At 67.7% G+C, this 22,718-nt stretch carries 22 protein-coding genes; 12 read left to right on the plus strand and 10 right to left on the minus strand.

The window, feature by feature from the left end; translation table 11 throughout:
- The first annotated feature begins 57 nt into the window (after positions 1–57).
- From AC5P78_RS18910 to AC5P78_RS18925, 4 genes are all read left to right on the plus strand, one after another.
- Positions 58–1,203, plus strand: a complete 1,146-nt coding sequence (locus AC5P78_RS18910) for an efflux RND transporter periplasmic adaptor subunit (protein ID WP_024958332.1) — start codon at positions 58–60, stop codon at positions 1,201–1,203.
- A gap of 36 nt (positions 1,204–1,239) precedes the next feature.
- Positions 1,240–4,389: a multidrug efflux RND transporter permease subunit gene (locus tag AC5P78_RS18915; RefSeq protein ID WP_138969618.1), complete on the plus strand. Its 3,150-nt coding sequence runs from the start codon at positions 1,240–1,242 to the stop codon at positions 4,387–4,389.
- Positions 4,370–4,762, plus strand: a complete 393-nt coding sequence (locus AC5P78_RS18920) for a nuclear transport factor 2 family protein (RefSeq protein ID WP_005413199.1) — start codon at positions 4,370–4,372, stop codon at positions 4,760–4,762. The genes AC5P78_RS18915 and AC5P78_RS18920 overlap by 20 nt, the downstream gene beginning before the upstream one ends.
- Before the next feature lie 83 nt (positions 4,763–4,845).
- Complete coding sequence (locus tag AC5P78_RS18925; RefSeq protein WP_024958335.1) at positions 4,846–5,538, plus strand: COG3650 family protein; 693 nt, start codon at positions 4,846–4,848, stop codon at positions 5,536–5,538.
- A 154-nt stretch (positions 5,539–5,692) separates the two neighbouring features.
- Here the strand turns inward: AC5P78_RS18925 and yeiP are convergent, their stop codons facing one another.
- From yeiP to AC5P78_RS18950, 5 genes are all read right to left on the minus strand, one after another.
- Positions 5,693–6,259, minus strand: coding sequence for an elongation factor P-like protein YeiP (gene yeiP / locus AC5P78_RS18930; protein ID WP_005409468.1), 567 nt, complete (start codon positions 6,257–6,259; stop codon positions 5,693–5,695).
- Between the two features lie 50 nt (positions 6,260–6,309).
- The gene (locus AC5P78_RS18935; RefSeq protein ID WP_005409469.1) at positions 6,310–7,080 is read right to left on the minus strand and encodes an SDR family oxidoreductase; all 771 of its coding nucleotides are present in this window, start codon (positions 7,078–7,080) and stop codon (positions 6,310–6,312) included.
- A gap of 100 nt (positions 7,081–7,180) precedes the next feature.
- Positions 7,181–8,077 carry a hydroxymethylglutaryl-CoA lyase gene (locus AC5P78_RS18940; RefSeq protein WP_099484312.1) on the minus strand — a complete coding sequence of 299 codons (897 nt, stop codon included), beginning with the start codon at positions 8,075–8,077 and terminating at the stop codon, positions 7,181–7,183.
- Positions 8,074–8,475 carry a VOC family protein gene (locus AC5P78_RS18945; protein ID WP_138969617.1) on the minus strand — a complete coding sequence of 134 codons (402 nt, stop codon included), beginning with the start codon at positions 8,473–8,475 and terminating at the stop codon, positions 8,074–8,076. The genes AC5P78_RS18940 and AC5P78_RS18945 overlap by 4 nt, the downstream gene beginning before the upstream one ends.
- A 2-nt stretch (positions 8,476–8,477) precedes the next feature.
- On the minus strand, positions 8,478–9,266 hold the full coding sequence (locus AC5P78_RS18950; protein WP_005409472.1) for an enoyl-CoA hydratase/isomerase family protein: 789 nt from the start codon (positions 9,264–9,266) through the stop codon (positions 8,478–8,480).
- 119 nt (positions 9,267–9,385) lie between these two features.
- Here AC5P78_RS18950 and AC5P78_RS18955 point away from each other — a divergent pair, with 119 nt between their 5' ends.
- From AC5P78_RS18955 to AC5P78_RS18965, 3 genes are read left to right on the plus strand one after another with little or no spacing between them, the layout of a single operon-like run.
- A complete protein-coding gene (locus AC5P78_RS18955) occupies positions 9,386–9,640 on the plus strand; it encodes a FeoA family protein (protein ID WP_005409473.1) in 255 nt (84 codons plus the stop codon).
- The gene (gene feoB, locus AC5P78_RS18960; RefSeq protein WP_005409474.1) at positions 9,637–11,502 is read left to right on the plus strand and encodes a ferrous iron transport protein B; all 1,866 of its coding nucleotides are present in this window, start codon (positions 9,637–9,639) and stop codon (positions 11,500–11,502) included. The genes AC5P78_RS18955 and feoB overlap by 4 nt, the downstream gene beginning before the upstream one ends.
- Positions 11,502–11,756, plus strand: coding sequence for a DUF6587 family protein (locus AC5P78_RS18965; protein ID WP_005409475.1), 255 nt, complete (start codon positions 11,502–11,504; stop codon positions 11,754–11,756). The genes feoB and AC5P78_RS18965 overlap by 1 nt, the downstream gene beginning before the upstream one ends.
- Positions 11,757–11,810: 54 nt before the next feature.
- Here the strand turns inward: AC5P78_RS18965 and AC5P78_RS18970 are convergent, their stop codons facing one another.
- The 4 genes from AC5P78_RS18970 to AC5P78_RS18985 all read right to left on the minus strand — a co-directional run bounded on the left by AC5P78_RS18970 (position 11,811) and on the right by AC5P78_RS18985 (position 14,189).
- Entirely contained in the window at positions 11,811–12,272 is a 462-nt protein-coding gene (locus AC5P78_RS18970) for a DUF4304 domain-containing protein (protein WP_012480065.1), read from the minus strand.
- A 118-nt stretch (positions 12,273–12,390) separates the two neighbouring features.
- Entirely contained in the window at positions 12,391–12,972 is a 582-nt protein-coding gene (locus tag AC5P78_RS18975) for an NAD(P)H-dependent oxidoreductase (RefSeq protein WP_012480066.1), read from the minus strand.
- A 55-nt stretch (positions 12,973–13,027) separates the two neighbouring features.
- Positions 13,028–13,423 carry a MerR family transcriptional regulator gene (locus tag AC5P78_RS18980; protein ID WP_012480067.1) on the minus strand — a complete coding sequence of 132 codons (396 nt, stop codon included), beginning with the start codon at positions 13,421–13,423 and terminating at the stop codon, positions 13,028–13,030.
- Positions 13,424–13,427: 4 nt separating this feature from the next.
- Complete coding sequence (locus AC5P78_RS18985; protein ID WP_414486345.1) at positions 13,428–14,189, minus strand: 3-oxoacyl-ACP reductase; 762 nt, start codon at positions 14,187–14,189, stop codon at positions 13,428–13,430.
- Between the two features lie 90 nt (positions 14,190–14,279).
- Between AC5P78_RS18985 and dapB the strand changes: the two genes are divergently transcribed.
- From dapB to AC5P78_RS19010, 5 genes are all read left to right on the plus strand, one after another.
- Positions 14,280–14,999 carry a 4-hydroxy-tetrahydrodipicolinate reductase gene (dapB, locus tag AC5P78_RS18990; RefSeq protein WP_005409480.1) on the plus strand — a complete coding sequence of 240 codons (720 nt, stop codon included), beginning with the start codon at positions 14,280–14,282 and terminating at the stop codon, positions 14,997–14,999.
- Between the two features lie 335 nt (positions 15,000–15,334).
- Positions 15,335–16,462 carry a glutamine-hydrolyzing carbamoyl-phosphate synthase small subunit gene (gene carA / locus AC5P78_RS18995; protein WP_005413213.1) on the plus strand — a complete coding sequence of 376 codons (1,128 nt, stop codon included), beginning with the start codon at positions 15,335–15,337 and terminating at the stop codon, positions 16,460–16,462.
- A 149-nt stretch (positions 16,463–16,611) separates the two neighbouring features.
- Positions 16,612–19,854, plus strand: coding sequence for a carbamoyl-phosphate synthase large subunit (carB, locus tag AC5P78_RS19000; protein ID WP_005409482.1), 3,243 nt, complete (start codon positions 16,612–16,614; stop codon positions 19,852–19,854).
- An 8-nt stretch (positions 19,855–19,862) separates the two neighbouring features.
- On the plus strand, positions 19,863–20,327 hold the full coding sequence (greA, locus tag AC5P78_RS19005; protein WP_181453298.1) for a transcription elongation factor GreA: 465 nt from the start codon (positions 19,863–19,865) through the stop codon (positions 20,325–20,327).
- Positions 20,328–20,331: 4 nt separating this feature from the next.
- Complete coding sequence (locus AC5P78_RS19010; protein ID WP_012480070.1) at positions 20,332–21,249, plus strand: hypothetical protein; 918 nt, start codon at positions 20,332–20,334, stop codon at positions 21,247–21,249.
- A 310-nt stretch (positions 21,250–21,559) separates the two neighbouring features.
- Here the strand turns inward: AC5P78_RS19010 and AC5P78_RS19015 are convergent, their stop codons facing one another.
- Positions 21,560–22,600 carry a DUF1176 domain-containing protein gene (locus AC5P78_RS19015; protein ID WP_043035391.1) on the minus strand — a complete coding sequence of 347 codons (1,041 nt, stop codon included), beginning with the start codon at positions 22,598–22,600 and terminating at the stop codon, positions 21,560–21,562.
- Between the last annotated feature and the right edge of the window lie 118 nt (positions 22,601–22,718).

Genomic DNA, 22,718 nt, shown 5'->3' on the forward strand with positions numbered 1-22,718 from the left:
CCCGCAGACTGCACGCTTCAGAACCTATCAGCCGCCCGCGCGGCATTGTGCACAGCAATGAGAACCTTCAGGACTCCGGTCGCGTTGATCGCGGCCCTCGCCCTGGCCATGACGGCCTGCTCCGCCCCCGAAGCCACGCCCGAAGCGGCACCGCGCGTCAGCGTGGTTACTGTCGGCCCGCAGGTCGTACAGCGCGATGACGAACTGCCCGGCCGCGTGGCCGCCGTACGCACCGCACAGATCCGTGCCCAGGTGGGCGGCATCGTGCAGCGCCGGCTGTTTGAGCAGGGTGCGGAAGTGCGCGCCGGCCAGGCCCTGTTCCAGATCGATCCGGCGGCGTTCCGTGCCGATGTCGACTCGGCACTGGCCGCGCTGCAGCGCAGTGAGGCCGCCTTGGGCCGCAGCCGCGTGCAGTCACAGCGCCTGCATGCGCTGGCGGCCGCGCAGGCGGTCAGCCAGCAGCACCGCGACGATGCCAGTGCCGAGTACGAACAGGCTCGTGCCGCGGTGAACGAGGCGCGCGCGATCCTGGCCCGCCGCCAGCTCGACCTGCGCTATGCAACGGTCAGTGCACCGATTGCCGGTCGCATCGACCAGGCGCTGGTGACCGAAGGTGCACTGGTCGGCGTGGCCGATGCCGAGCCGATGGCGGTGGTGCAGCAGATCGACCAGGTCTACGTCGATGTGCGCCAGCCAGCGGCGCAGCTCGAGTCGCTGCAACGCAGTGCCGGTGGCGGCGAGCTGCCGGTGACGATCATCGGTGCGGCCGGCAAGCCGCTGCCCGAACGTGGCCAGATGCTGTTCTCCGGCATCAACGTCGATGCGCGCACCGGTGATGTGATCCTGCGCATCCTGGTCGACAACCCGCAGCGCCAGCTGCTGCCCGGCATGTACGTGCGCGCGAAGGTGCCGCGGGGTGCGCCGGCCAGCGCACTGACCGTGCCGCAGCAGGCCGTGCTGCGCAGTGCCGGTGGCCAGGCCTATGCCTGGGTGATCGGTGGCGATGGCAAGGCGGTGATCCGCACGCTGGAAGTGGACGGTAGTGTCGATCGCCAATGGCTGGTGCGCACCGGCCTGAAGGCGGGCGAAAAGGTGGTGGTCGAAGGCCAGGAACGCCTGCAGGAAGGCGTGGTGGTCGATGCGCGCGACTGGCAGATGCCGGTCGCCAGCGCCGGCGCGGTGCAGGCCGGCAGCAAGGGCTGAGCCTCTACCGGGCCGGTCCCTCCAGGAAAATCCAACATGGCACGTTTCTTCATCGATCGCCCGGTGTTCGCCTGGGTGCTGGCGATCTTCATCATCCTGGCCGGTGTGCTGGCGATCCCGCGGCTGGCGGTGGAGCGCTATCCGGCGGTTGCCCCGCCCAGCGTCAGCATCTACGCCAGTTACCCGGGTGCGAGCCCGCAGACGCTGAATGACGCGGTGGTCGGCCTGATCGAGCGCGAGCTGTCCAGCGTCAAGCACCTGCTGTACTTCGAGTCGTCGGTGGACACCTCCGGCGAAGCCTCGATCACCGCCACCTTCAAGCCGGGCACCAACCCGGAGCTGGCGCAGGTGGACGTGCAGAACCGGATCAAGGCGATCGAGCCGCGCCTGCCGCGCAGCGTGCGCCAGAACGGCCTGTTCGTGGAGGCCGCCGATTCCGGCTTCCTGATGCTGGTCGGCCTGCGTTCGCCGGATGCCAGCGTCAGCGAGGCCGCACTGGGCGACTTCATGGCGCGCAACATCATCGAGGAGCTGCGCCGCATCGATGGCGTCGGCCGCGTGCAGCTGTTCGGTGCCGAGCAGGCGATGCGCGTGTGGCTGGACCCGACCCGGTTGACCGGCTATGGGCTGACCATGGGTGACGTGGCCGCTGCCATCGAGCAGCAGAACCTGGAGATCTCGCCGGGGCGCATCGGCGATTCGCCGGGTGTTCCGGGCCAGCGCATCACCGTGCCGCTGAGTGCCGATGGCCAGCTGTCCACGCCGGAGCAGTTCGCTGCCATCGTGCTGCGCGCCGGGGCCGACGGCTCGCGGGTGGTGCTGGGCGATGTCGCCCGCGTTGAACTGGGCGCGCAGAGCTATGCCTGGGGCACCCGCGAGGATGGCCATCCGGCCACCGCCGCCGGCGTGCAGCTGCGTCCTGGCGCGAACGCGGTTCGCACCGCGTCGGCGGTGCGCGAGCGCATGGCCGACCTGGCGCCGCTGTTGCCGCGCGGCGTGGAGTCGAGCATTCCGTTCGACACCGCACCGTTCGTCAAGATCTCGATCCAGAAGGTGGTGCAGACGCTGCTGGAGGCGATGCTGCTGGTGTTCGCAGTGATGTACCTGTTTCTGCAGAACTGGCGCTACACGCTGATTCCGGCACTGGTCGCACCGATCGCGTTGCTGGGCACCTTCGCGGTGATGCTGGCGCTGGGCTTCTCGATCAACGTGCTGACCATGTTCGGCATGGTGCTGGCGATCGGCATCATCGTCGACGACGCCATCGTGGTGGTCGAGGGCGTGGAACGGATCATGGCCGAGGAAGGCCTGCCGCCGCGCGAGGCCACCATCAAGGCGATGCGCGAACTGACCGGTGCGGTGATCGGCATCACCCTGGTGCTGACCGCGGTGTTCATTCCGATGGCGCTGGCCAGCGGCTCGGTGGGTGCGATCTACCGCCAGTTCACCGTGGCGATGGCGGTGTCGATCCTGTTCTCGGCGCTGCTGGCATTGAGCCTGACGCCGGCGCTGTGCGCGACCCTGCTGCGCCCGAACACCCATGGCCACCATGGTCGGGGCGGTCTGTTCGGCGCCTTCAATCGTGGCTTCGAACGGATGACCGGGCGCTACCAGCGTGGCGTGGCGTCGGTGCTGCAGCGGAGCGGGCGGGTCATGGGCGTGTTCGCCGCGCTGGTGGCGGCGCTGCTGCTGGGCCTGCACTGGCTGCCGGGCGCCTTCCTGCCGGAAGAGGACCAGGGCTACTTCATGACCTCGATCCAGCTGCCGGCCGAAGCCACCGCCGAACGCACGCTGGCCGTGGTCGAAGCCTACGAACGGCACGTGGCGTCACGCCCGGGCATCGGCTCCAACCAGTCGATCCTCGGCTACAGCTTCTCCGGTTCCGGCCCGAGCGCGGCGCTGACCTACACGATGCTGGAGGACTGGGGCGAGCGTGCAGGGGCCACCGCGGCCGGCGAAGTGGAGGCCGCGCAGAAGGCGATGGCGACGATTGCCGAGGGCGAGGTGATGAGCGTGATGCCGCCGGCGATCGACAGCCTGGGCCGTTCGTCCGGCTTCTCGCTGGCGCTGCAGGCGCGCACCGGGCAGAGCCAGGCCGAACTGCGTGCGGCCCTGCAGCAGCTGCTGAAGCTGGCCGAGGCCAGTCCGCTGCTGTCGGAGGTGCATGCCGATGGCCTGCCGGCAGGTACCAGCGTGCGGCTGGACATCGATCGCGCCAAGGCCGAGGCGATGGGCGTGGGGTTCGAGCAGATCAGCAGCACGCTGTCGGCGGCGATGGGCTCGCAGTACGTCAACGACTTCCCCAACAAGGGGCGGCTGCAGCAGGTGATCCTGCAGGCCGATGCACCCCACCGGATGGAGCTGGAGGATGTGCTGAGGCTGTACGTGCGCAACAGCGAAGGCGGCATGGTGGCGTTGTCGGAGCTGGTGACGCCGCACTGGACCGAGGCGCCGCTGCAGCTGCAGCGCTATCTCGGCTTCCCGGCGCTGAACCTGTCCGGCGCACCGGCCTCCGGCGTGTCGACCGGCCAGGCCATGGCGGAGATGGAGCGGTTGGCGGAGAAGCTGCCGTCCGGTTTTGCCCTGCAGTGGACCAGCCAGTCGCTGCAGGAGCGGGAGTCCGGTGCGCAGGCGCCGTGGTTGCTGCTGTTGTCGATGCTGGTGGTGTTCCTGGTGCTGGCGGCGCTGTACGAGAGCTGGTCGATCCCGCTGGCGGTGATGCTGGTGGTGCCGCTGGGCCTGCTCGGTGCGGTTGCTGCGGTGCTGTTGCGGGGCATGCCCAACGACGTGTTCTTCAAGGTCGGCATGATCACCGTGATCGGGCTGTCGGCGAAGAACGCGATCCTCATCGTCGAGTTCGCGCGCCAGCTGCAGCAGCAGGGTCGCGGCCTGGTTGAAGCGGCGCTGGAGGCGGCGCGGCTGCGCCTGCGGCCGATCGTGATGACCTCGTTGGCATTCGCGCTGGGCGTGGTGCCGCTGATGCTGGCGCAGGGCGCGTCGAAGGAAACCCAGCAGGCGATTGGAACCGGTGTGTTCGGCGGCATGGTCAGTGCGACGGTGCTGGCGGTGTTCTTCGTGCCGGTCTTCTATGTAGTGGTGCAGGGCGCGCGGCAGTGGATCGCGCAACGCCTGCGCAGGCGCCGGCCGATGCCGGAAGGATCCGTGGATGGAACGGGACATCGTTGAAGACCTGCATGAGCGGCAGTTGGCAGCGCTGGAACAGCGCCTGCGGCAGGCATTGCTGGATGACGACCACGATGCGCTGACCGCGCTGGTATCGCCGGCATTGTTCATGATGGACGGGCAGGGCGGACGCTTGCTCGACCTGCCGTGGCTGGGCGACTGGCTGGCCGGAAACCTGCACGTGCGCAGCCTGCAGTCGTACGCGGTGGAAACGCTGCTGTGCGGACGCCTGGCATTGTTGTCCAGCGACGTGCGCTTGTCGGTGCGCGGGCAGGGCCAGGAGCGCGAGCTGAAACTGCGCCTGCTGCGGGTGTGGACCTGCAGTTCCGGCGAAAGCGGCGCGCAGCTGTTGTCGATGGCGGTACTGGCCGCATGAGTGCGGTCAGGCCGCTTTCAGGCCCCGCTCACCGACAGGTGGTAGGGTCGAGCCTCTCTGTAGTGTCGACAAGGAGTCGAGCCATGCGTGTAGTTCCCAGTCTGTTGGCAGCCTCCCTCGGGTTGGTGCTGGCCGCGTGCCAGCCGGCCCAGCCGCCCGCTGCGAGCGGCAATGATGCCGCGCCTGCCGCGCCGCAGCCGAGCGCCAGCACCGAAGGTGGCAGCGAGACCACCTACCAGTGTGGTGATCTGAGCGTGCGCGCGACCTTCAATGGCGAGGATGCGGCCACGGTGGTGATCGGCGAACGCACCTTCGCCATGAGCTCCGAGCGTGCGGCGTCGGGTGCCAAGTACGGCGATGGCAAGGGCAACAGCTTCTGGACCAAGGGCAGCGATGACGGCCTGTTGAGCCTGAAGGGCGAAGCCGATCGCGAGTGCCATGCAGTCGAAGCCACTGAAGGCGATGGCAGCGCCGGCAATGCCGCGTTCCGTGCCACCGGCAATGAGCCGGGCTGGCTGGCGGTTGTCGACGGCGACACGCCGGGCCTGCAGGTGGAAGTAGATTACGGTGAGCGTCGTTTCGATGTCGCCAAGCCCACCGCAGGTGCTGACGGCTGGAGTGGCAAGGCGTCTGATGGCACCGACGTCAAGCTCAGCTTCCAGCGCACGATCTGCCAGGACGACATGAGTGGCGAGGCGTTCGAGGCCAAGGTGAACCTGACCATCGGCACCCGCCAGTACCACGGCTGCGGCAATTTCGGCGCGAAGCAGCCGTAAGCTACCTGTAGAGCCGAGCCACGCTCGGCTGCAGTCCCTGTCCAACGCACAGCAGCCGTGCGTGGGCTCGTTGCTACACGACTGCTACATCCGATGGCCTGCCTGCGGCGAACACGCCGCAGGCAGGGACAGGCAGCCGATCAGCGCGAGGCGCTTAGTCGGCACGGCCCGCGAATTCGCCGGTGGCGGTGTTCACCAGCACGCGTTCGCCGTTGACGATGTACTCCGGCACCATGATCTCGATGCCGGTGTTGAGCTTGGCCGGCTTCGGGCGCTTGGTGGCGGTGCCACCCTTCAGTTCCGGCGGCGTCTCGATCACTTCCAGCACCACCGAGGCCGGCAGCTGGATCGCCACCGGCTGCTCGTCGATGACCTGCACGTAGATGCCGGTCAGGCCGTCGGTGATGTAGCCGGCGTCGTCGCCGATCACGTCCGCATCCAGGGTGTAGGGGGTGTAGTCCTCGTCATCGAGGAAGACGAAGGCGTCGCCGTCCTTGTACGAATAGGTGGACTGGCGGCGCAGCAGTTCGACCTCGACCAGGTTGTCGTCGGCATCGAAGCTGGCGTCGAGCTTGTTGCCGCCCGGCACGCTGTACATGATGAAGCGGAAGCGGACGTTGCCGCCGCGACCCTGCGGCGAGCTGCGCTCGATGTCGCGGATCTGGTACACGCCGTTGTTGTACTCGACGACGTTGCCCTTCTTGATGTCGTTGGCTTTCATGGTGATCTAGGTCGTTGGGGGAGGGCGCCGTCCCGGCGCCCGGGGGGGAATCACTTCGGAGCGAGGCGGGTAGCGCCGTCCAGGCGGATGGTCTCGCCGTTGAGGTAGGTGTTGCCGAGGATGAAGCCGACCAGGCTGGCGAAGTCTTCCGGCTTGCCCAGGCGCGACGGGAACGGAATCGAGGCGGCCAGCGACTGCTGCACGGCCTCAGGCATGCCGTCGACCATCGGTGTCCAGAACACGCCCGGGGCGATGGTGTTGACGCGGATGCCGAAGCGCGACAGTTCGCGCGCCATCGGCAGCGTCATCGAGACCACGCCGCCCTTGCTGGCGGCATACGCGGCCTGGCCGATCTGGCCTTCATAGGCGGCGATGCTGGCGGTGTTGATGATCACGCCGCGCTCGCCGTCGGTGCCGGCCTCGTTGTGCTGCATGCGGTTGGCAGCGGCCTTGGCCACGTTGAAGCTGCCGACCAGGTTCACCATCACCGTGCCCTGGAAGCCGGCCAGCGGCATCGGGCCTTCCTTGCCCAGCACGCGGCCGGCGCCCAGGATGCCGGCGCAGTTCATCGCCACGTTCAGGCCGCCGAGGAAATCGTGGGCCTGGTCGATGGCCGCGGTCACCGCCGCCTCATCGCTGACGTTGACGTTGAAATAGCGGGCCTTGTCGGCACCCAGCCCAGCAATGGCGGCAGCGCCCTTGTCGTCGTTGAGGTCGAACAGGGCCACCTTGCCGCCCTGGGCGACGAGGTGCTGGGCCACGGCCAGGCCGAGGCCGGAGACGCCGCCAGTGATCACGGCACGTACGGAAGACAGCTGCATTGAACGGTCCTGCAGGTTCGAGAACCGCCGATTCTAACGGAAGCCGCGACCGCCGCTGTTGTGCACTGCGCCGCCTTTGCGGGGCGGCGCAGTGCGGCGGTCAACCGGCGGCGGCCAGCGCTTGCCCGGTGCGGCTGGCGGTGGCGCGGCCGAGCAGGCCGGCCAGCCAGCGGCCGGTCTCGGCCAGTGCCGGCAGGTCCACGCCGCTGTCCAGGCCGAGGCCCTGCAGCAGGTAGACCACGTCTTCGCTGGCGACGTTGCCGCTGGCGCCCTTGGCATACGGGCAGCCGCCGGCACCCGACACCGCACTGTCGACCACGCGCACGCCTGCTTCCAGGCAGGTGGCGATGTTGGCGATGGCCTGGCCGTAGGTGTCGTGGAAGTGCACGGCCAGTGCTTCCATCGGAATCTCGGCAGCGACCGCCTTCAGCATCGCCCGTGCCTTGCGTGGGGTGCCGACGCCGATGGTGTCGCCCAGCGAGATTTCGTAACAGCCCATCTGGTGCAGGGCGCGTGCAACGCGCACCACATCAGCCAGCGGCACTTCGCCCTGGTAGGGGCAGCCGAGCACGGTGGAGACGTAGCCGCGCACGCGCACGCCATCGGCGGAAGCACGGCGCAGGATCGGTTCAAAGCGGGCCAGCGACTCGTCGATGCCGGCATTGGTATTGGTGCGGTTGAACGCCTCGGAGGCGGCGGTGAACACCGCCACTTCCTCCACGCCCACCGCACGGGCGCGGTCGTAGCCTTGTTCGTTCGGCACCAGTACCGGGTAGTGGATGCCGGGCCGGCGCTGGATGCCGGCGTAGACCTCGGCGGCATCGGCCAGCTGCGGGATCCACTTCGGGCTGACGAAGCTGGTCGCCTCGATGCTGCGCAGGCCGGTGGCCGACAGGCGGTTGATCAGTTCGATCTTGTCGCCGGTGGAGACCGACTGCTTTTCGTTCTGCAGGCCGTCACGCGGCCCGACCTCGACGATGCGGACGTAGTCGCTCATGCGGTTGCCCCATTGGCAGGGCGGTGGCAGACCGCCTCGATGTTGTTGCCATCCGGGTCCAGCACGAAGGCGCCGTAGTAGTCCGGGTGATACCACGGGCGCAGGCCCGGGGCGCCGTTGTCGCGGCCACCGGCGGCGAGGGCGGCGGCATGGAAGGCGTCCACCTGGTCGCGGCTGGCGCAGGCGAAGGCCACATGCACGCCATGGCTGGCGGTGCCGCCATTGCCAAGCCAGAAGAACGGCTTGCCGTCGCCGCCGAAGCCGATGTGGTCGTGCGCGCCGGTCTGTTCGGCGGTCACTTCCATCACCACGCCGATCTGCAGTGGCGCCAGTGCCTGCAGGAAGAAGGCCTTGCTGCGCGCCAGGTCGGCGCTGGTCAAACCAAGATGATCGAGCATGTTCAGGCTTCCGTGACCCAATGGGGGGCGCGCTTGTCGAGGAAGGCGCCCAGACCTTCCTGGCCCTCGGCCGACACCCGCAGGCGCGCGATCAGGGCGGCATTATCGCGATCCAGGGTGTCGCGGTCATGGCTGTCGCGGACCTGGCGGACCAGTTGCTTGGCGGTGGACGAGGCGATCGGGCCGGCCTTGTCGAGCAGGGCCAGCTGGCGTTGCACGGCCTCGTCCAGGCGTTCGGGCTCGACCAGCTGGTGGACCAGGCCGATGCGCAGCGCGGTGTCGGCGTCGAAATGCTCGCCGGTGGCGAACCAGCGACGGGCCTGGCGCGGGCCGATGGCTTCGATCACATAGGGCGAGATCACCGCCGGCAGCAGGCCCAGGCGGCTTTCGGTCAGGCCGAAACGGGCCGAGGTGCTGGCGATGGCGATGTCGCAGCAGGCGACCAGGCCGACGCCGCCACCGAAGGCCGCGCCGTGGACCCGGGCCAGGGTCGGCTTGGGAAGCTCGTCCAGGGTGCGCATCAGCCGGGCCAGGGCCAGCGAGTCCTCGCGGTTATCGGCTTCGCTGGCTGCCGCCATGCCGCGCATCCACTGCATGTCGGCACCGGCCGAGAAGGAGGCGCCGTGGCCGGCCAGCACCACCGCGCGCACCGAAGCATCGTGGCCGGCGGCCTCCAGTGCGGCGGTCAGCCGGGCGATCAGCCCGGCGTCAAAGGCGTTGTGCAGCTCCGGCCGGTTCAGCCAGAGGGTGAGGACGGCGCCGCTGCGCTCGATCTGCAAAGCATCGTTCATGGGATTCCAGGGTCACTCCATACCTGTATGGATCATAGCGGGCCATTGGTCATGGGCCATGACGCGACGCGGGAATGTTAGAATCGAGAACCATTTACATCCAGCAGAGAACACGCTAGATGACGCTGTCCGAACTGCCGCTGCACACCTCGGCCGTGGTCGAGTCCGTGCAGGACCTGCATGCCAACGATGCCATCGCCCGTCGCCTGCGCGAGCTGGGTTTCGTGAAGGGCGAGGAAGTGCGCCTGGTGGCCAAGGGTCCGGTTGGGGGAGAGCCGCTGCTGGTGCAGGTCGGGTTCACCCGTTTCGCGCTGCGGATCAGTGAAGCCAAGCGGGTCGTGGTCGACGCCGCCAGCCAGGAACGACGCGCATGACTGCTACTGCCACTACCGCCCCCCTGCGCGTTGCGCTGGTCGGTAACCCCAACAGCGGCAAGACCGCACTGTTCAACCAGCTGACCGGCAGCCGGCAGAAGGTTGCCAACTACACCGGCGTCACCGTCGAGCGCAAGGAAGGCCGTCTGCGTGCGCCGTCCGGCCGCGAGTTCGCGGTACTCGACCTTCCGGGCGCCTACAGCCTGCATCCGGCCAGCCTGGACGAGGCGATCACCCGTGACCTGTGCCGGGGCTTCTACCCGGGCGAAGCCGCGCCGGATGTGCTGCTGTGCGTGATCGACGCCACCAACCTGCGCCTGCACCTGCGCTTCGCGCTGGAACTGCGCGAGCTGGGCAAGCCGATGGTGGTGGCGCTGAACATGGTTGATGCGGCCCAGCGCCGTGGCATCCAGGTGGACGTGGCCGCGCTGGAGCGCGAGCTGGGCGTGCCGGTAGTGGAGACCGTGGCGGTGCGCAAGCAGGGCGCCAGGGCCCTGGTCGAACGCCTGGATGCGATGGTCCCGCACCTGGATGCACCGGTGCCGGGCCCGGAAGGTGGCATCGATTACCACGCCAAGGTGCGCGAGATCCTGTCGGTGGCCGTGCGCATGCCGGCGCGGACCGCGAAGATCGACGACGCGCTGGACCGCTGGCTGCTGCACCCGGTGTTCGGCCTGGTCAGCCTGGCGGTGGTGATGTTCCTGATCTTCCAGGCCGTGTACGCCTGGGCGACGCCGCTGATGGACGCCATCGAGGCCGGTTTCGCCTGGCTCGGCGCCTTCGTCGGCAGCGTGCTGCCGGAAGGCCCGCTGGCCAGCCTGCTGACCGACGGCATCATCGCCGGTGTCGGTGGCGTGGTGGTGTTCCTGCCGCAGATCCTGATCCTGTTCTTCTTCATCCTGGTGCTGGAGGAATCCGGCTACCTGCCGCGTGCGGCGTTCCTGCTCGACCGCATGATGGCCGCTGCCGGCCTGTCCGGTCGCTCGTTCATCCCGCTGCTGTCCAGCTTCGCCTGCGCAGTGCCGGGCATCATGTCCACGCGCAGCATCCAGGACCCGCGTGACCGCCTGGCCACGATCCTGGTGGCGCCGCTGATGACCTGTTCCGCACGCCTGCCGGTGTACGCGCTGCTGATCGGTGCGTTCATTCCGCAGAAGACGGTATGGGGCGTGTTCAACCAGCAGGGCCTGGTGCTGTTCGGCCTGTACGCGGCCGGCATCCTCAGCGCGCTGGCGATGTCGTGGATCATGAAGAAGTGGCGCCGCGACAAGAGCGAGCATCCGCTGATGCTGGAATTGCCGTCGTACCGCCTGCCGCACGTGCGTGACCTGGCGGTCGGCCTGTACGAGCGCGGCATGATCTTCCTCAAGCGCGTTGGCGGCATCATCCTGGCGCTGACCATCCTGCTCTGGGTGCTGTTGTCGTTCCCGGCAGCGCCGGCGGGGGCCACCATGCCCGCGATCGATTACAGCTACGCCGGCCAGATCGGCCATGCGATGGCGGCATTCTTCGCGCCGCTGGGCTTCAACTGGCAGATCTGCATCGCGCTGATCCCGGGCCTGGCCGCGCGTGAAGTGGCGGTGTCTTCACTGGCCACCGTGTATGCGCTGTCGGCAGCCGATGACGATGCCGCCAGCCAAGCACTGACCCCGCTGATCAGCGATGGCTGGTCGCTGGCCACCGCACTGTCGCTGCTGGTCTGGTACATCTACGCCCCGATGTGCATCTCGACGCTGGCCACCATCAAGCGCGAGACCAACTCGTGGAAGCAGATGGGCTTCGCTGCGTTCTACCTGTTCGCGGCGGCCTACGTGGCCGCCCTGATCACCTACCAGGTGACCAGGGCGCTGGGAGGCGGCTGATGGATGCCGGCCTGCTGATCCAGTACCTGATCATCGCGGTGGCCGTGCTGGTCAGTGCCTGGGTGGTGCTGAAGAAGCAGTTCCCCGGTACCGTGCGCAAGCTGCGCGGTGCGTTGGCGCTGGCCCTGCTGAAGCCGGGCCGTGCTGCCTGGCTGCAGGCGCTGGGGCGGAAGGTCGCGCCGCCGGCGAGCGGGAGTGGTGGCGCCTGTGGCGGTTGCGACAGCTGCGGGCCGACTCCGCCGAAGCGGCACTGACGCTGCTTCTCCTGCGCTGGTGGGTGCGAACCTTGGTTCGCACGCTTCCGGGGTTCAGACCTCTCTGCGGATGATCGCCCGGAAGCGTCCATCCCGATTCAATCGCCGCACCGATTCCCGGTTCCCATGGGTTGCCGCGAAGCCGGCCACGTCGGCAAGGGCATCGAGCAGCAGGCCTTTCAGTCCGTCGCGGTTACCAGCCTGCAGCAGGTCTTCAAGATCCTGCTGGATGAAGGCCCGGCGCAGGCCTGGTGTCTCTTCGATCCGCCAGTCGACGTGGGGCGTGGGAATGCTGGAGCGGTACCTGAAAGCCGTTTCAAGATCGTCAGGTGCGAGGGGATGCTCGAGCAGCTCTGGAAAGTAGAGTCCAGCATTCACATAGAAACCCCGGCTTTCGCTGGCACGCTGGTGATTCACGACAAGCAGGGCGTCATCCAGCAAGCGGTAGCGGGTAGTCGTGGTCCCGGCAAAGCCGGTCTTCCTGGCGCACTTGCTGAAGACAGTCGAGGATTTCATGGGCTTTGCCCGGGCCGGAACAGGGGGGGCACAGCCTTGAGGCGCGGTGCCTGGCGGTCAATTGGCAAACGCGACACGCGGAACACTGGCCACCATTTCATCCACGCATGGCGTGGATCTACCAGGCGCGTGAGCCCAGGTCCGCCGCCAGCGCCAGCCACTTGCTGCGTTGTGCCGCTGTACTGCTGCGTACAGCGCCAAGGCGGCTGACACGCACCGGGCGGATGCCGCAGAACTGCAGGATGGTGGCGCGGATCTGGGCGACGCCCGGGTCGCGGTAGATCCAGCGGTAGTACCAGGGCGGCGTATCCAGCGTGGTGATCACCCGCGCGCTGCGCCCGGCCAGCAGCCGGTCCCACCACACCGAATCGCGCCGGTAGCGGAAGGCGTACCCCGGCAGCAGCACGCGATCGAAGAAGCCCTTCAGCAGTGCCGGCATCGCGCCCCACCAGGTGGGGTAGACCAGCACCAGGTGATCGCAGGCCTCGATCGCTTCCGCGGCGTCCTGCAGGTCGGCTTCCAGCGGCTGGATCTGACGGTAGCCGTGGCGCAGTACCGGGTCGAACTGGAGGTCACCCAGCGCGATCAGGCGTACCTGGTGACCGGCGTTCTCGGCGGCGGTGGCGTAGCGCTGGGCGAGGGCGCCGCACAGGCTGTCGCGGTCGGGATGGCCGAGCAGGATCAGGATGGAACGGGACACGGCAACCTCGGGCAATGGAAAGTGCGCGAGGTTGGGGTCTGCCCCAGGGGCAGAGTCAAACCGGGGTGGTGCAGCCGCTGGGTTCCAGGATGCAGTCGCCGCTGCCGGAGTGCAGCCACTGCTGCAGTTCGTCGCTGACCAGCTGCAGGTCGCGCTCGACCTGTGCCAGCCGCATCCGCTCGTCGGCGATGCGGCCGCGCTGCTGCTCCAGCAAGGCCAGTACCGCTGGCCAGTCGAGCCGTCCATCGCGGCCCTGCAGGCGTGAGATCGCGGCCAGGGTGATGCCCAGCCCCAGTGCCTGACGGATCAGCTGCACCCAGGCCACGTCCTGTTCGCTGTAGTCGCGATAGCGGTTCAGGCGTGGCACCGGCGGCAGTAGTCCGCGCGCCTCGTACAGGCGGATGGCCTTGGCACTGGCGCCGGTCAGGCGGCTGACTTCGGAGATGCGCATCGACTCAGTCCCGCACCAGCCCGCCATCGACCACCAGGTTCTGACCGGTCACCGCGCGCGACCAGGGGCTGGCGAAGAACAGCGCGGCATCGGCGAACTCGGCCGGCGTGGTGACGCTGCGCAGTGGCGTGTTGGCGGCGATGTAGTCGAACACTGCTTCCGGGGTGGCGGCGCTGGCATCGGTGGTGCGCAGCAGGCCGCCCGACAACATGTTCACGGTGATGCCATGCGGGCCGAGGTCGCCGGCCAGGGTACGGGTCAGCGACAGCAGTGCGGCCTTGGCGGCGGTGTAGTCGTGATAGGGCACCACCGGATTCTGGAACAGGTTGGTGCCGATGTTGATCACCCGACCGAAGCGACGGGCCTGCATGCCGGGCAGGGCGGCCTGCACGGTGTTCAGCGCGCCGCGCACGCTGCCCTCGAACTGCGCCTGGAACGCCGGCCAGCCGATGTCGGCGGCGCCGTCGCGGGCATCACCATTGAACGAGAACGCTGCCAGTGCGTTGTTGACTACGGTGGTGACGCCCTGGCCGAAGTGGGCGAGGGCGTGCTGCAGCATTGCATCGACCTCGGCGCGCTCAGTGACATCGGCCGGCAGCGCGATCGCCTGTCCGCCCAGCTCGGCAGCCAGAGCACGTGCAGCGCCTTCGCTTCGGTGGTAGTTGATGATGACGCGCGCGCCCTGCGCGGCGAAGGCGCGGGCGATGTGCTGGCCAAGTCCGCGCCCGGCACCGGTGACCAGCACCAGCTGTTCACTGATCTGCATGAGGGAACTGCCATCCATTGCATGAAAGGGCATGCAGCGTAGCAGCGATGGCGCTTGCCGGAGCGGGCGTGCTGCCGCTAGCCTGCAGGCATGAACCAGACTCCCCTGCGATTGCTCATCCACGGTGCCTCCGGGCGCATGGGCCAGGCCCTGCTGCGGCTGGCCGCCGAACATCCCGAAACCCTGCAGATCGCCGCTGCGGTGACGGGTCGTGCGCCGGCCCAGCGCGTGGTCGATGGCGTACCGTTCTTCGCGGCCAGCGAGCTGCCCGGTGCGCCGGCATTCGACGTGGCGATCGACTTCAGCCTGCCGGAGGGTTTCGACCCGATGCTGGCACTGTGCGTGGAACGTGGTGCGGGGCTGGTCTCGGGCACTACCGGCATCTCCAGCACGCAGCGCCAGGCGCTGGAGGCGGCGGCGGCGAGGATCCCGCTGGTCTGGGCCTCGAACTTCAGCCTGGGCGTGGCGGTGCTGGACGAGCTGGTCGAGCGCGCGGCGCAGGCGCTGGCCGGCTGGGACTGTGACATCGTCGAATCGCACCACACCCAGAAGAAGGACGCGCCGTCGGGCACTGCACTGACCCTGGGCGCGGCCGCGCAGCGGGGCGGGGCAGAGCCGCACTACGCCAGCCTGCGTGCCGGTGACATCGTGGGCGAGCACCTGGTGCAGTTCACCGGTCTGGGCGAGCGCATCGAGCTGGTGCATCGGGCCACCAACCGCGACATTTTCGCCCGCGGCGCCCTGTTCGCCGCCCGCCAGCTGCAGGGCCGCGCCCCGGGCAGCTACCGGGTACGGGACCTGCTGCAGTAAGGCGGGCTGATTCCTGGGGTCGGATCCCTTTCCTGCGGAAAGGGCTCTGACCCCATCCGAGGGCGCCTGGGGTCAGAGCCTTTCCGATTCGGGAAAGGATCCGACCCCACCTCCGGCCCGCATACGCCGCCGGATTGAAATGAATGCGCAATCGCCCGTTCATGAAGCGCGATAACCGCTGGCGCGAGCGCCCCGGCAGCGCTACAATTCGCACTCGCCGAATCACGAAAGCCGGACCGGTCCCAGACCGCACGTCCGCGCTTTTTTGCAACCGGATTTCCGTGAAGCGCAGGCGTGACTTCGGCAGCCCCCTCGGTAGCCAAAGTGAGATTCCCGTGACCCAAGCCGCAATCCTCGTCCTCGAAGACGGCACCGTATTCGAGGGCGAATCCGTAGGCGCGCCCGGCCTGTCCGTCGGTGAGGTGGTGTTCAACACCGCCATGACCGGCTACCAGGAAGTGCTGACCGACCCGTCCTACGCCCGGCAGATGGTCACGCTGACCTATCCGCATATCGGCAACACCGGCATGACCGACCAGGACAATGAAGCGTCCAAGGTGTGGTCGGCCGGCCTGATCGTGCGCGATGTTCCGCGTCGCCCCAGCAACTGGCGCAGCCAGGTGTCGCTGCAGGACTGGCTGATCCAGCGTGGCGTGGTTGCCATCGCCGGCATCGACACCCGCAAGCTGACCCGCATCCTGCGCGAGAAGGGCGCGCAGAACGGTGCGCTGATGGCCGGCGACATCGACGTGGAAAAGGCACTGGAAGCCGCCCGCAAGTTCCCGGGGCTGAAGGGCATGGATCTGGCCAAGGTCGTCACTACCGAGAAGACCTACACCTGGACCGAGGGCCAGCTGGACCTGGATGCCAATGCCTTCGTCAGCGTGCCGGCCAAGTACAAGGTCGTGGCCTACGATTTCGGCGTGAAGACCAACATCCTGCGCATGCTGGCCGAGCGCGGCTGCGAAGTGACCGTGGTGCCGGCACAGACCCCGGCCGCCGAAGTGCTGGCGCTGAAGCCGGATGGCGTGTTCCTGTCCAACGGCCCGGGTGACCCGGAACCGTGCGACTACGCCATCGAAGCGATCAAGACCTTCATCGACGTGAAGATCCCGACCTTCGGCATCTGCCTGGGCCACCAGCTGCTGGGCCTGGCCTCGGGCGCGCAGACCATGAAGATGGGCCACGGCCACCACGGTGCCAACCACCCGGTGCAGGACCTGGACAGCGGCCGGGTGATGATCACCTCGCAGAACCACGGCTTCGCGATCGATGAAGCGACCCTGCCGCCGACCCTGCGCGTGACCCACCGCTCGCTGTTCGATGGCACCAACCAGGGTGTCGCCCGCACCGACGTGCCGGCGTTCTCGTTCCAGGGCCATCCGGAAGCGTCGCCGGGCCCGACCGATGTCGGCCCGCTGTTCGACCGCTTCGTGGTGCTGATGGAGCAGGCCAAGGCGTGATCAGTACGCCGCCGGCCCCCCGGTGGCGTCGCGATGGACCGTAAACCCCGCATCGCTGCTGCCCCTGGCGCGGCGCTGCGGTTCAAGATTCCTGATCGACAGCGTGCGATCACTCCCCCTTGTCACGCTGTACTGACTTAGAGAAGAAAATGCCCAAGCGCACTGACCTCAAGACCATCCTCATCATCGGTGCTGGCCCGATCGTCATCGGCCAGGCCTGCGAGTTCGACTACTCCGGCGCCCAGGCCTGCAAGGCCCTGCGTGACGAGGGTTACCGCGTGGTGCTGGTCAACAGCAACCCGGCCACGATCATGACCGACCCGGAGATGGCCGATGCCGTCTACATCGAGCCGATCAACTGGCAGACGGTCGAGAAGATCATCGCCAAGGAAAAGCCCGATGCGCTGCTGCCGACCATGGGTGGCCAGACCGCGCTGAACTGCGCGCTGGACCTGGCCGACAATGGCGTGCTGGAGAAGTACAACGTCGAACTGATCGGCGCCAAGCGCGAAGCGATCCGCATGGCCGAAGACCGCGAGCTGTTCCGCGTGGCCATGGGTGAGATCGGCCTGGAATGCCCGACCGCCGCCGTCGCCCACACCCTGGACGAAGCGCTGGAGATCCAGACCCGCGTCGGCTACCCGACCATCATCCGCCCCAGCTTCACCCTGGGCGGCAGCGGTGGCGGCATCGCCTACAACCGCGAAGAGCTGGTCGAGATCGTCAGCCGTGGCCTGGAACTGTCGCCGACCACCGAAGTGCTGGTGGAAGAGTCGGTGCTGGGCTGGAAGGAGTTCGAGATGGAAGTGGTCCGCGATACCGCGGACAACTGCATCATCGTCTGCTCGATCGAAAACCTCGACCCGATGGGCGTGCACACCGGTGACTCGATCACCGTGGCCCCGGCGCAGACCCTGACCGACAAGGAATACCAGCGCCTGCGCGATGCCTCCATCGCCGTGCTGCGCAAGATCGGCGTCGATACCGGTGGCTCGAACGTGCAGTTCGGCATCAACCCGAAGACCGGCCGCGTGGTCGTCATCGAGATGAATCCGCGCGTGTCGCGTTCCTCGGCGCTGGCGTCCAAGGCCACCGGCTTCCCGATCGCCAAGGTCGCCGCCAAGCTGGCCGTGGGCTACACCCTGGACGAACTGAAGAACGAGATCACCGGCGGCCTGACCCCGGCCTCGTTCGAGCCGTCCATCGATTACGTCGTCACCAAGATCCCGCGCTTCGCCTTCGAGAAGTTCCCGGCCGCCGACGCCCGCCTGACCACCCAGATGAAGTCGGTGGGCGAGGTGATGGCGATGGGCCGTACCTTCCAGGAGTCGGTGCAGAAGGCCCTGCGTGGCCTGGAAACCGGCAAGGTCGGTTTCGACCCGACCGGCCTGGACCTGGGCAACGAAGACGACCTGCAGACCCTGCGCCGCGAACTGAAGGCACCGGGTCCGGAGCGCCTGTTCTTCGTCGCCGATGCATTCCGCGCCGGCATGAGCGTGGACGAGATCTACGCGCTGTCGTTCATCGACCACTGGTTCCTGGACCAGATCGAGGAAATCATTGCTGCCGAAGCTGACGTCGCCGCCGGTGGCATCGACGCACTGGACGCCGCACGCCTGCGCAAGCTGAAGCGCGCCGGCTTCTCCGACGCACGCCTGGCGCAGCTGACCGGCACCAACGAAGCCGCCATCCGCGCGCTGCGTCGTGCGCACAAGGTGCGCCCGGTCTACAAGCGCGTGGACTCCTGTGCCGGTGAATTCTCCACCGGTACCGCCTACCTCTACTCGACCTACGAGGACGAGTGCGAGGCCGCGCCGAGCAACCGCGACAAGATCATGATCCTGGGCGGTGGCCCGAACCGCATCGGTCAGGGCATCGAGTTCGACTACTGCTGCGTGCATGCGGCACTGGCGCTGCGCGAGGATGGCTATGAAACCATCATGGTCAACTGCAACCCGGAAACCGTGTCGACCGACTACGACACCTCCGACCGCCTGTATTTCGAACCGCTGACCCTGGAAGACGTGCTGGAAATCGTCGAGCTGGAACAGCCGAAGGGCGTGATCGTGCAGTACGGCGGCCAGACCCCGCTGAAGCTGGCGCGCGCGCTGGAAGCCAACGGCGTGCCGGTGATCGGTACCAGCCCGGATTCGATCGACCTGGCCGAGGACCGCGAGCGCTTCCAGCAGCTGGTCGACAAGCTGGGCCTGAAGCAGCCGCCGAACCGCATCGCCCGCAACGACCAGGAAGCGCTGCTGCTGGCCCGCGAGATCGGCTACCCGCTGGTGGTGCGCCCGAGCTACGTGCTGGGCGGCCGTGCGATGGAAATCGTCTACGGCGAAGCCGACCTGGCCCGCTACGTGCGCGACGCGGTGAAGGTGTCCAACGATTCGCCGGTGCTGCTGGACCGCTTCCTCGACAACGCCGTCGAGTGCGACGTCGACATCATCGCCGACAAGGAGGGCAACGTCCTGATCGGTGGCGTGATGGAGCACATCGAAGAAGCCGGCGTGCACTCGGGCGATTCCTCGTGCTCGCTGCCGCCGTACTCGCTGTCGGCTGAAACCCAGGCCGAGCTGCGCCGCCAGGTGGTGGAGCTGGCCAAGGCCCTGAACGTGGTCGGCCTGATGAACACCCAGTTCGCGATCCAGACCAGCGACGAAGGTGCCGACACCATCTACCTGCTGGAAGTGAACCCGCGTGCCTCGCGCACCGTGCCGTTCGTGTCCAAGGCCACCGGCATGCCGCTGGCCAAGATCGCGGCGCGCTGCATGGCCGGCAAGAGCCTGGCCGAGCAGGGCGCGACCAAGGAAATCGTGCCGGACTATTACTCGGTGAAGGAAGCGATCTTCCCGTTCGCCAAGTTCCAGGGCGTCGACCCGATCCTCGGGCCGGAGATGCGCTCCACCGGTGAGGTGATGGGCGTGGGCCGCAGCTTCAACGCCGCCTTCGCGCGTGCGCAGGAAGCCGGTGGCATCAAGGCACCGCCGGTCGGCAAGGCCTTCGTTTCGGTCCGCGATCCGGACAAGAAACGCGTGCTGCCGGTGGCCAAGGCGCTGCTGGCGCGTGGCTACAGCCTGGTCGCGACCCGTGGCACCGCCGCGTGGCTGCAGCAGCACGGCATGGACTGCGAGATCATCAACAAGGTGGTCGAAGGCCGTCCGCACATCGTCGACTCGATCAAGAACGGCGAGATCGTCTACATCGTCAACACGACCGAAGGTCGCTCGGCGATCAACGACTCGTTCTCGATCCGTCGCGAGGCGCTGCAGCATCGCGTCACCTACTCGACCACCATTGCCGGCGCCAAGGCGCTGGTGGATTCACTGGAATTCCGCGGCACCGGCCCCGTCTGGTCGCTGCAGGAGCTGCACAAGGAGTTGAATGCATGAGAGCCCCCATCACGATGAAGGGCGCGCAGAAGCTGCGCGACGAACTGGATCACCTGAAGTCGGTCAAGCGCCCCAAGGTGATCGCCGCCATCGCCGAAGCACGTGAGCATGGCGACCTGAAGGAGAATGCCGAGTACCACGCCGCGCGCGAGGAACAGGGCTTCATCGAAGGCCGCATCAAGCAGCTCGAAGGCGAGCTGTCGCACGCCGAGATCATCGACGTGAGCAAGCTCAATGCCGGCTCCAAGGTGGTGTTCGGCGCCAGCGTGACGCTGGCCGACGTGGAAACCGACGAAGAGAAGAAGTACCAGATCGTCGGTGACCTGGAGGCGGACATCAAGCAGGGCCTGATCGCGATTTCCTCGCCGGTGGCGCGCGCGATGATCGGCAAGCTGGAAGGTGATTCGATCGTGATCGACGCCCCGGCCGGCCAGCGCGAGTACGAGATCGTCAGCGTCAGCTACGTGGACTGACCCGGTGGCAACGGCGACCCTGCTGTTGCCGGCACGCAGCCGCTTTGCCGCGGCTGCGCTGCCGGACGATGTGGCGCGCGCGCTTGGCCGCGCCACGACGGTGCAGGTCGCACCGGGTGAACGCGCGCAGCTGACGCGCCATTTCACGGTCGCCGCGCCGCAATGGCCGGTGGCCGCGTTGACCCGCCAGCGCGACGTCGGCGATGCCGCTGGCGCCAGCTGGCTGCGTGCCGATCCGGCCTGCATGGTGCCGGACATGCATGGCGCGCGGATGATGGCCTACGGCGAAACGCTGCGACCGACCCTGGCCGACTGCCTGGCCCTGCTGCCGGTGCTGCAGCCGTTGTTCGCCGATGCCGGATTCGTGCTCGACGCACCGGACCCTTCGCGCTGGTACCTGCGCCTGCCGATCGACCTGGCCCTGCCGGACTTCGACAGTCCGGACGAGGTGCTGGGCGATGACCTGTTCTCGCACCTGCCGGAAGGCGAGGTCGGCCGCCGTTGGCGGGCGCTGATGACCGAAGCGCAGGTACTGCTGCACAACCATTCCTGGAACCAGCAGCGCGCCGCGCAGGGACAACAGCCGATCAATTCGCTGTGGTTCTGGGGTGGTGGCGTGATGCCGGTATCGGTCAGCACGCCGCATGCGCAGGTGCGCAGCCGCGATGCGCTGCTGCAGGGCCTGGCTCTTGCGGCTGGCGTAGCCGTGGATGGCGAGCAGGCGGTGGATGCACTGGTTGATCTGCGCCAGCTGCGCTCGCTGCAGCAGCTCGGCAACGATGCGATCCGTCCGCTGCTGGCCGCGCTGAAGCGCGGCGAGCTGCAGCGGCTGGTGCTGGATTTCGAGGACGGCCTGCAGTTCCAGCTGGATCGCGGACAGCGCTGGCAGTTCTGGAAGAAGCCGCGCCAGCTTCACGACTGATCGGGGCCTCGGCCGAGCGGGGTCGGATCCGTTTTCCTAGGGAAAACGGCTCTGACCCCATTTTGTCTATCGATATCTGAAAGATGTGTCGACCAAGGTCGACACCTACCAGCAGCGGCGTGAACCTGTCGAAGGTGGGGCGGTGTCGGATTGCGGGGTGTCAGCCGCATGGATGCGGCTGCCAAGCCTACAGGGACGTACTTGCGGCGTCCCCGCAATCCGACACCGCCCCGCCAACCCACGGACTCCCCGCTGTTGCTGTTGCTTCGGATGTTGCTTCGGCAGGTGCAGGGCGCAGCCCTGCAAACAATCACCTCACCGTGCTGACCACGGTCGGCAGCTGCCAATGCCCTCCCGCCACGCCGCGGCACTGCCCGGTGGTGAACTCGCCGCTCTTCACGAATCGCGCACCATCCCAGGCCCAGTCGTGGCCGGAGAAGCAGTCACCGATGCCGCGCCCACGGAAGCGCCCGCGCAGCGTCGCGTCATCGCGATCAAAGTCCTCCGCGTTGGAGGTCACGAACTTCGCCTGGTACGGCGCCTTGTCCTGCACTACCCAGTAGCCGCTGCTGAAGTTGTAGGCACCCATGAAGCAGCTGGTGCTTGCCAGTACATGCTGGGCGTCCAGTCGCTGGATCTCGATCTCGTCTGTCCCACCCTCGCTCAGGCGGCCGCACTCATCCGGCTTCGGCAGGCTGGCGATCAGTGCCTTGCGCAGGCCCGGTGCGTTCGCCAGTGCCGCGTCCGAGGCGCGCGGTGCCATCAGCGTGCCGCGCATGATCACTGGCACCGGCAACGCCGCAGGCACGCTCGCTTCGGGCTTGTCGCCACGCCGCACCAGCGCACCGGGTGTGCCCAGCCGGCCCTGGGCCTCGTCCATCTTCAGCAGTACGGCCGCTGCACCGCTGTCGGAGATCGGCCACGCCTTGCCCTTGCCGTCGATGATGTCGATGCGTGCGTGGCGCGGCAGCGCGGCGACCAGCGCATCGGTCTGTCCCTGCTGCAGCAGTACTTGATCTCCGTCGCCGGTGTCGCGCACCGGGCCCAGGTCCTTGCCGTTCAGGCGCAGGCGCAGCGCCCCGGTCGGCGTCGCGCTTTCGCCATCCTCGCCGTTGCGCAGCCGCGCGAGCACCTTCGTACCCGGGCCGCCCACGCGTTCCAGCATCAGGCTGAGCAGATTGCCGGGTTGTTCCGGACTGTAGCCGGCGGCGCGGCAGGTGCCGGTGTTGTCACAGGCCAGCGACCAGTCGTTGTGTTGGAACTGCACGCCGGCCTTCGGTTCGGGCGTGGCGGCGTGGGTGGCCGGGGCCAGGGCGAGGCCCAGCAGCGCGGGAAGGAGCGTACGATGCATGCGTTGAAGTCCATTTCCGGGCCGACAAGCATGGAAGATAGGCTGGCAGATTCCAAATGCCAGCGATCGGGGTGGAGCCTCCTGCGGGCAGAGAGATCCGACCCCGCGCTATCATGGG

This window comes from Stenotrophomonas sp. YJH_SMC_133 (genome assembly GCF_059370655.1).

Coding starts and splice junctions, on each gene's coding strand:
- AC5P78_RS18910 (WP_024958332.1), top strand. CDS start 58: ATGAGAACCTTCAGGACTCCGGTCGCGTTGATCGCGGCCCTCGCCCTG.
- AC5P78_RS18915 (WP_138969618.1), top strand. CDS start 1,240: ATGGCACGTTTCTTCATCGATCGCCCGGTGTTCGCCTGGGTGCTGGCG.
- AC5P78_RS18920 (WP_005413199.1), top strand. CDS start 4,370: ATGGAACGGGACATCGTTGAAGACCTGCATGAGCGGCAGTTGGCAGCG.
- AC5P78_RS18925 (WP_024958335.1), top strand. CDS start 4,846: ATGCGTGTAGTTCCCAGTCTGTTGGCAGCCTCCCTCGGGTTGGTGCTG.
- yeiP (WP_005409468.1), bottom strand. CDS start 6,259: ATGAAAGCCAACGACATCAAGAAGGGCAACGTCGTCGAGTACAACAAC.
- AC5P78_RS18935 (WP_005409469.1), bottom strand. CDS start 7,080: ATGCAGCTGTCTTCCGTACGTGCCGTGATCACTGGCGGCGTCTCCGGC.
- AC5P78_RS18940 (WP_099484312.1), bottom strand. CDS start 8,077: ATGAGCGACTACGTCCGCATCGTCGAGGTCGGGCCGCGTGACGGCCTG.
- AC5P78_RS18945 (WP_138969617.1), bottom strand. CDS start 8,475: ATGCTCGATCATCTTGGTTTGACCAGCGCCGACCTGGCGCGCAGCAAG.
- AC5P78_RS18950 (WP_005409472.1), bottom strand. CDS start 9,266: ATGAACGATGCTTTGCAGATCGAGCGCAGCGGCGCCGTCCTCACCCTC.
- AC5P78_RS18955 (WP_005409473.1), top strand. CDS start 9,386: ATGACGCTGTCCGAACTGCCGCTGCACACCTCGGCCGTGGTCGAGTCC.
- feoB (WP_005409474.1), top strand. CDS start 9,637: ATGACTGCTACTGCCACTACCGCCCCCCTGCGCGTTGCGCTGGTCGGT.
- AC5P78_RS18965 (WP_005409475.1), top strand. CDS start 11,502: ATGGATGCCGGCCTGCTGATCCAGTACCTGATCATCGCGGTGGCCGTG.
- AC5P78_RS18970 (WP_012480065.1), bottom strand. CDS start 12,272: ATGAAATCCTCGACTGTCTTCAGCAAGTGCGCCAGGAAGACCGGCTTT.
- AC5P78_RS18980 (WP_012480067.1), bottom strand. CDS start 13,423: ATGCGCATCTCCGAAGTCAGCCGCCTGACCGGCGCCAGTGCCAAGGCC.
- AC5P78_RS18985 (WP_414486345.1), bottom strand. CDS start 14,189: ATGCAGATCAGTGAACAGCTGGTGCTGGTCACCGGTGCCGGGCGCGGA.
- dapB (WP_005409480.1), top strand. CDS start 14,280: ATGAACCAGACTCCCCTGCGATTGCTCATCCACGGTGCCTCCGGGCGC.
- carB (WP_005409482.1), top strand. CDS start 16,612: ATGCCCAAGCGCACTGACCTCAAGACCATCCTCATCATCGGTGCTGGC.
- AC5P78_RS19015 (WP_043035391.1), bottom strand. CDS start 22,600: ATGCATCGTACGCTCCTTCCCGCGCTGCTGGGCCTCGCCCTGGCCCCG.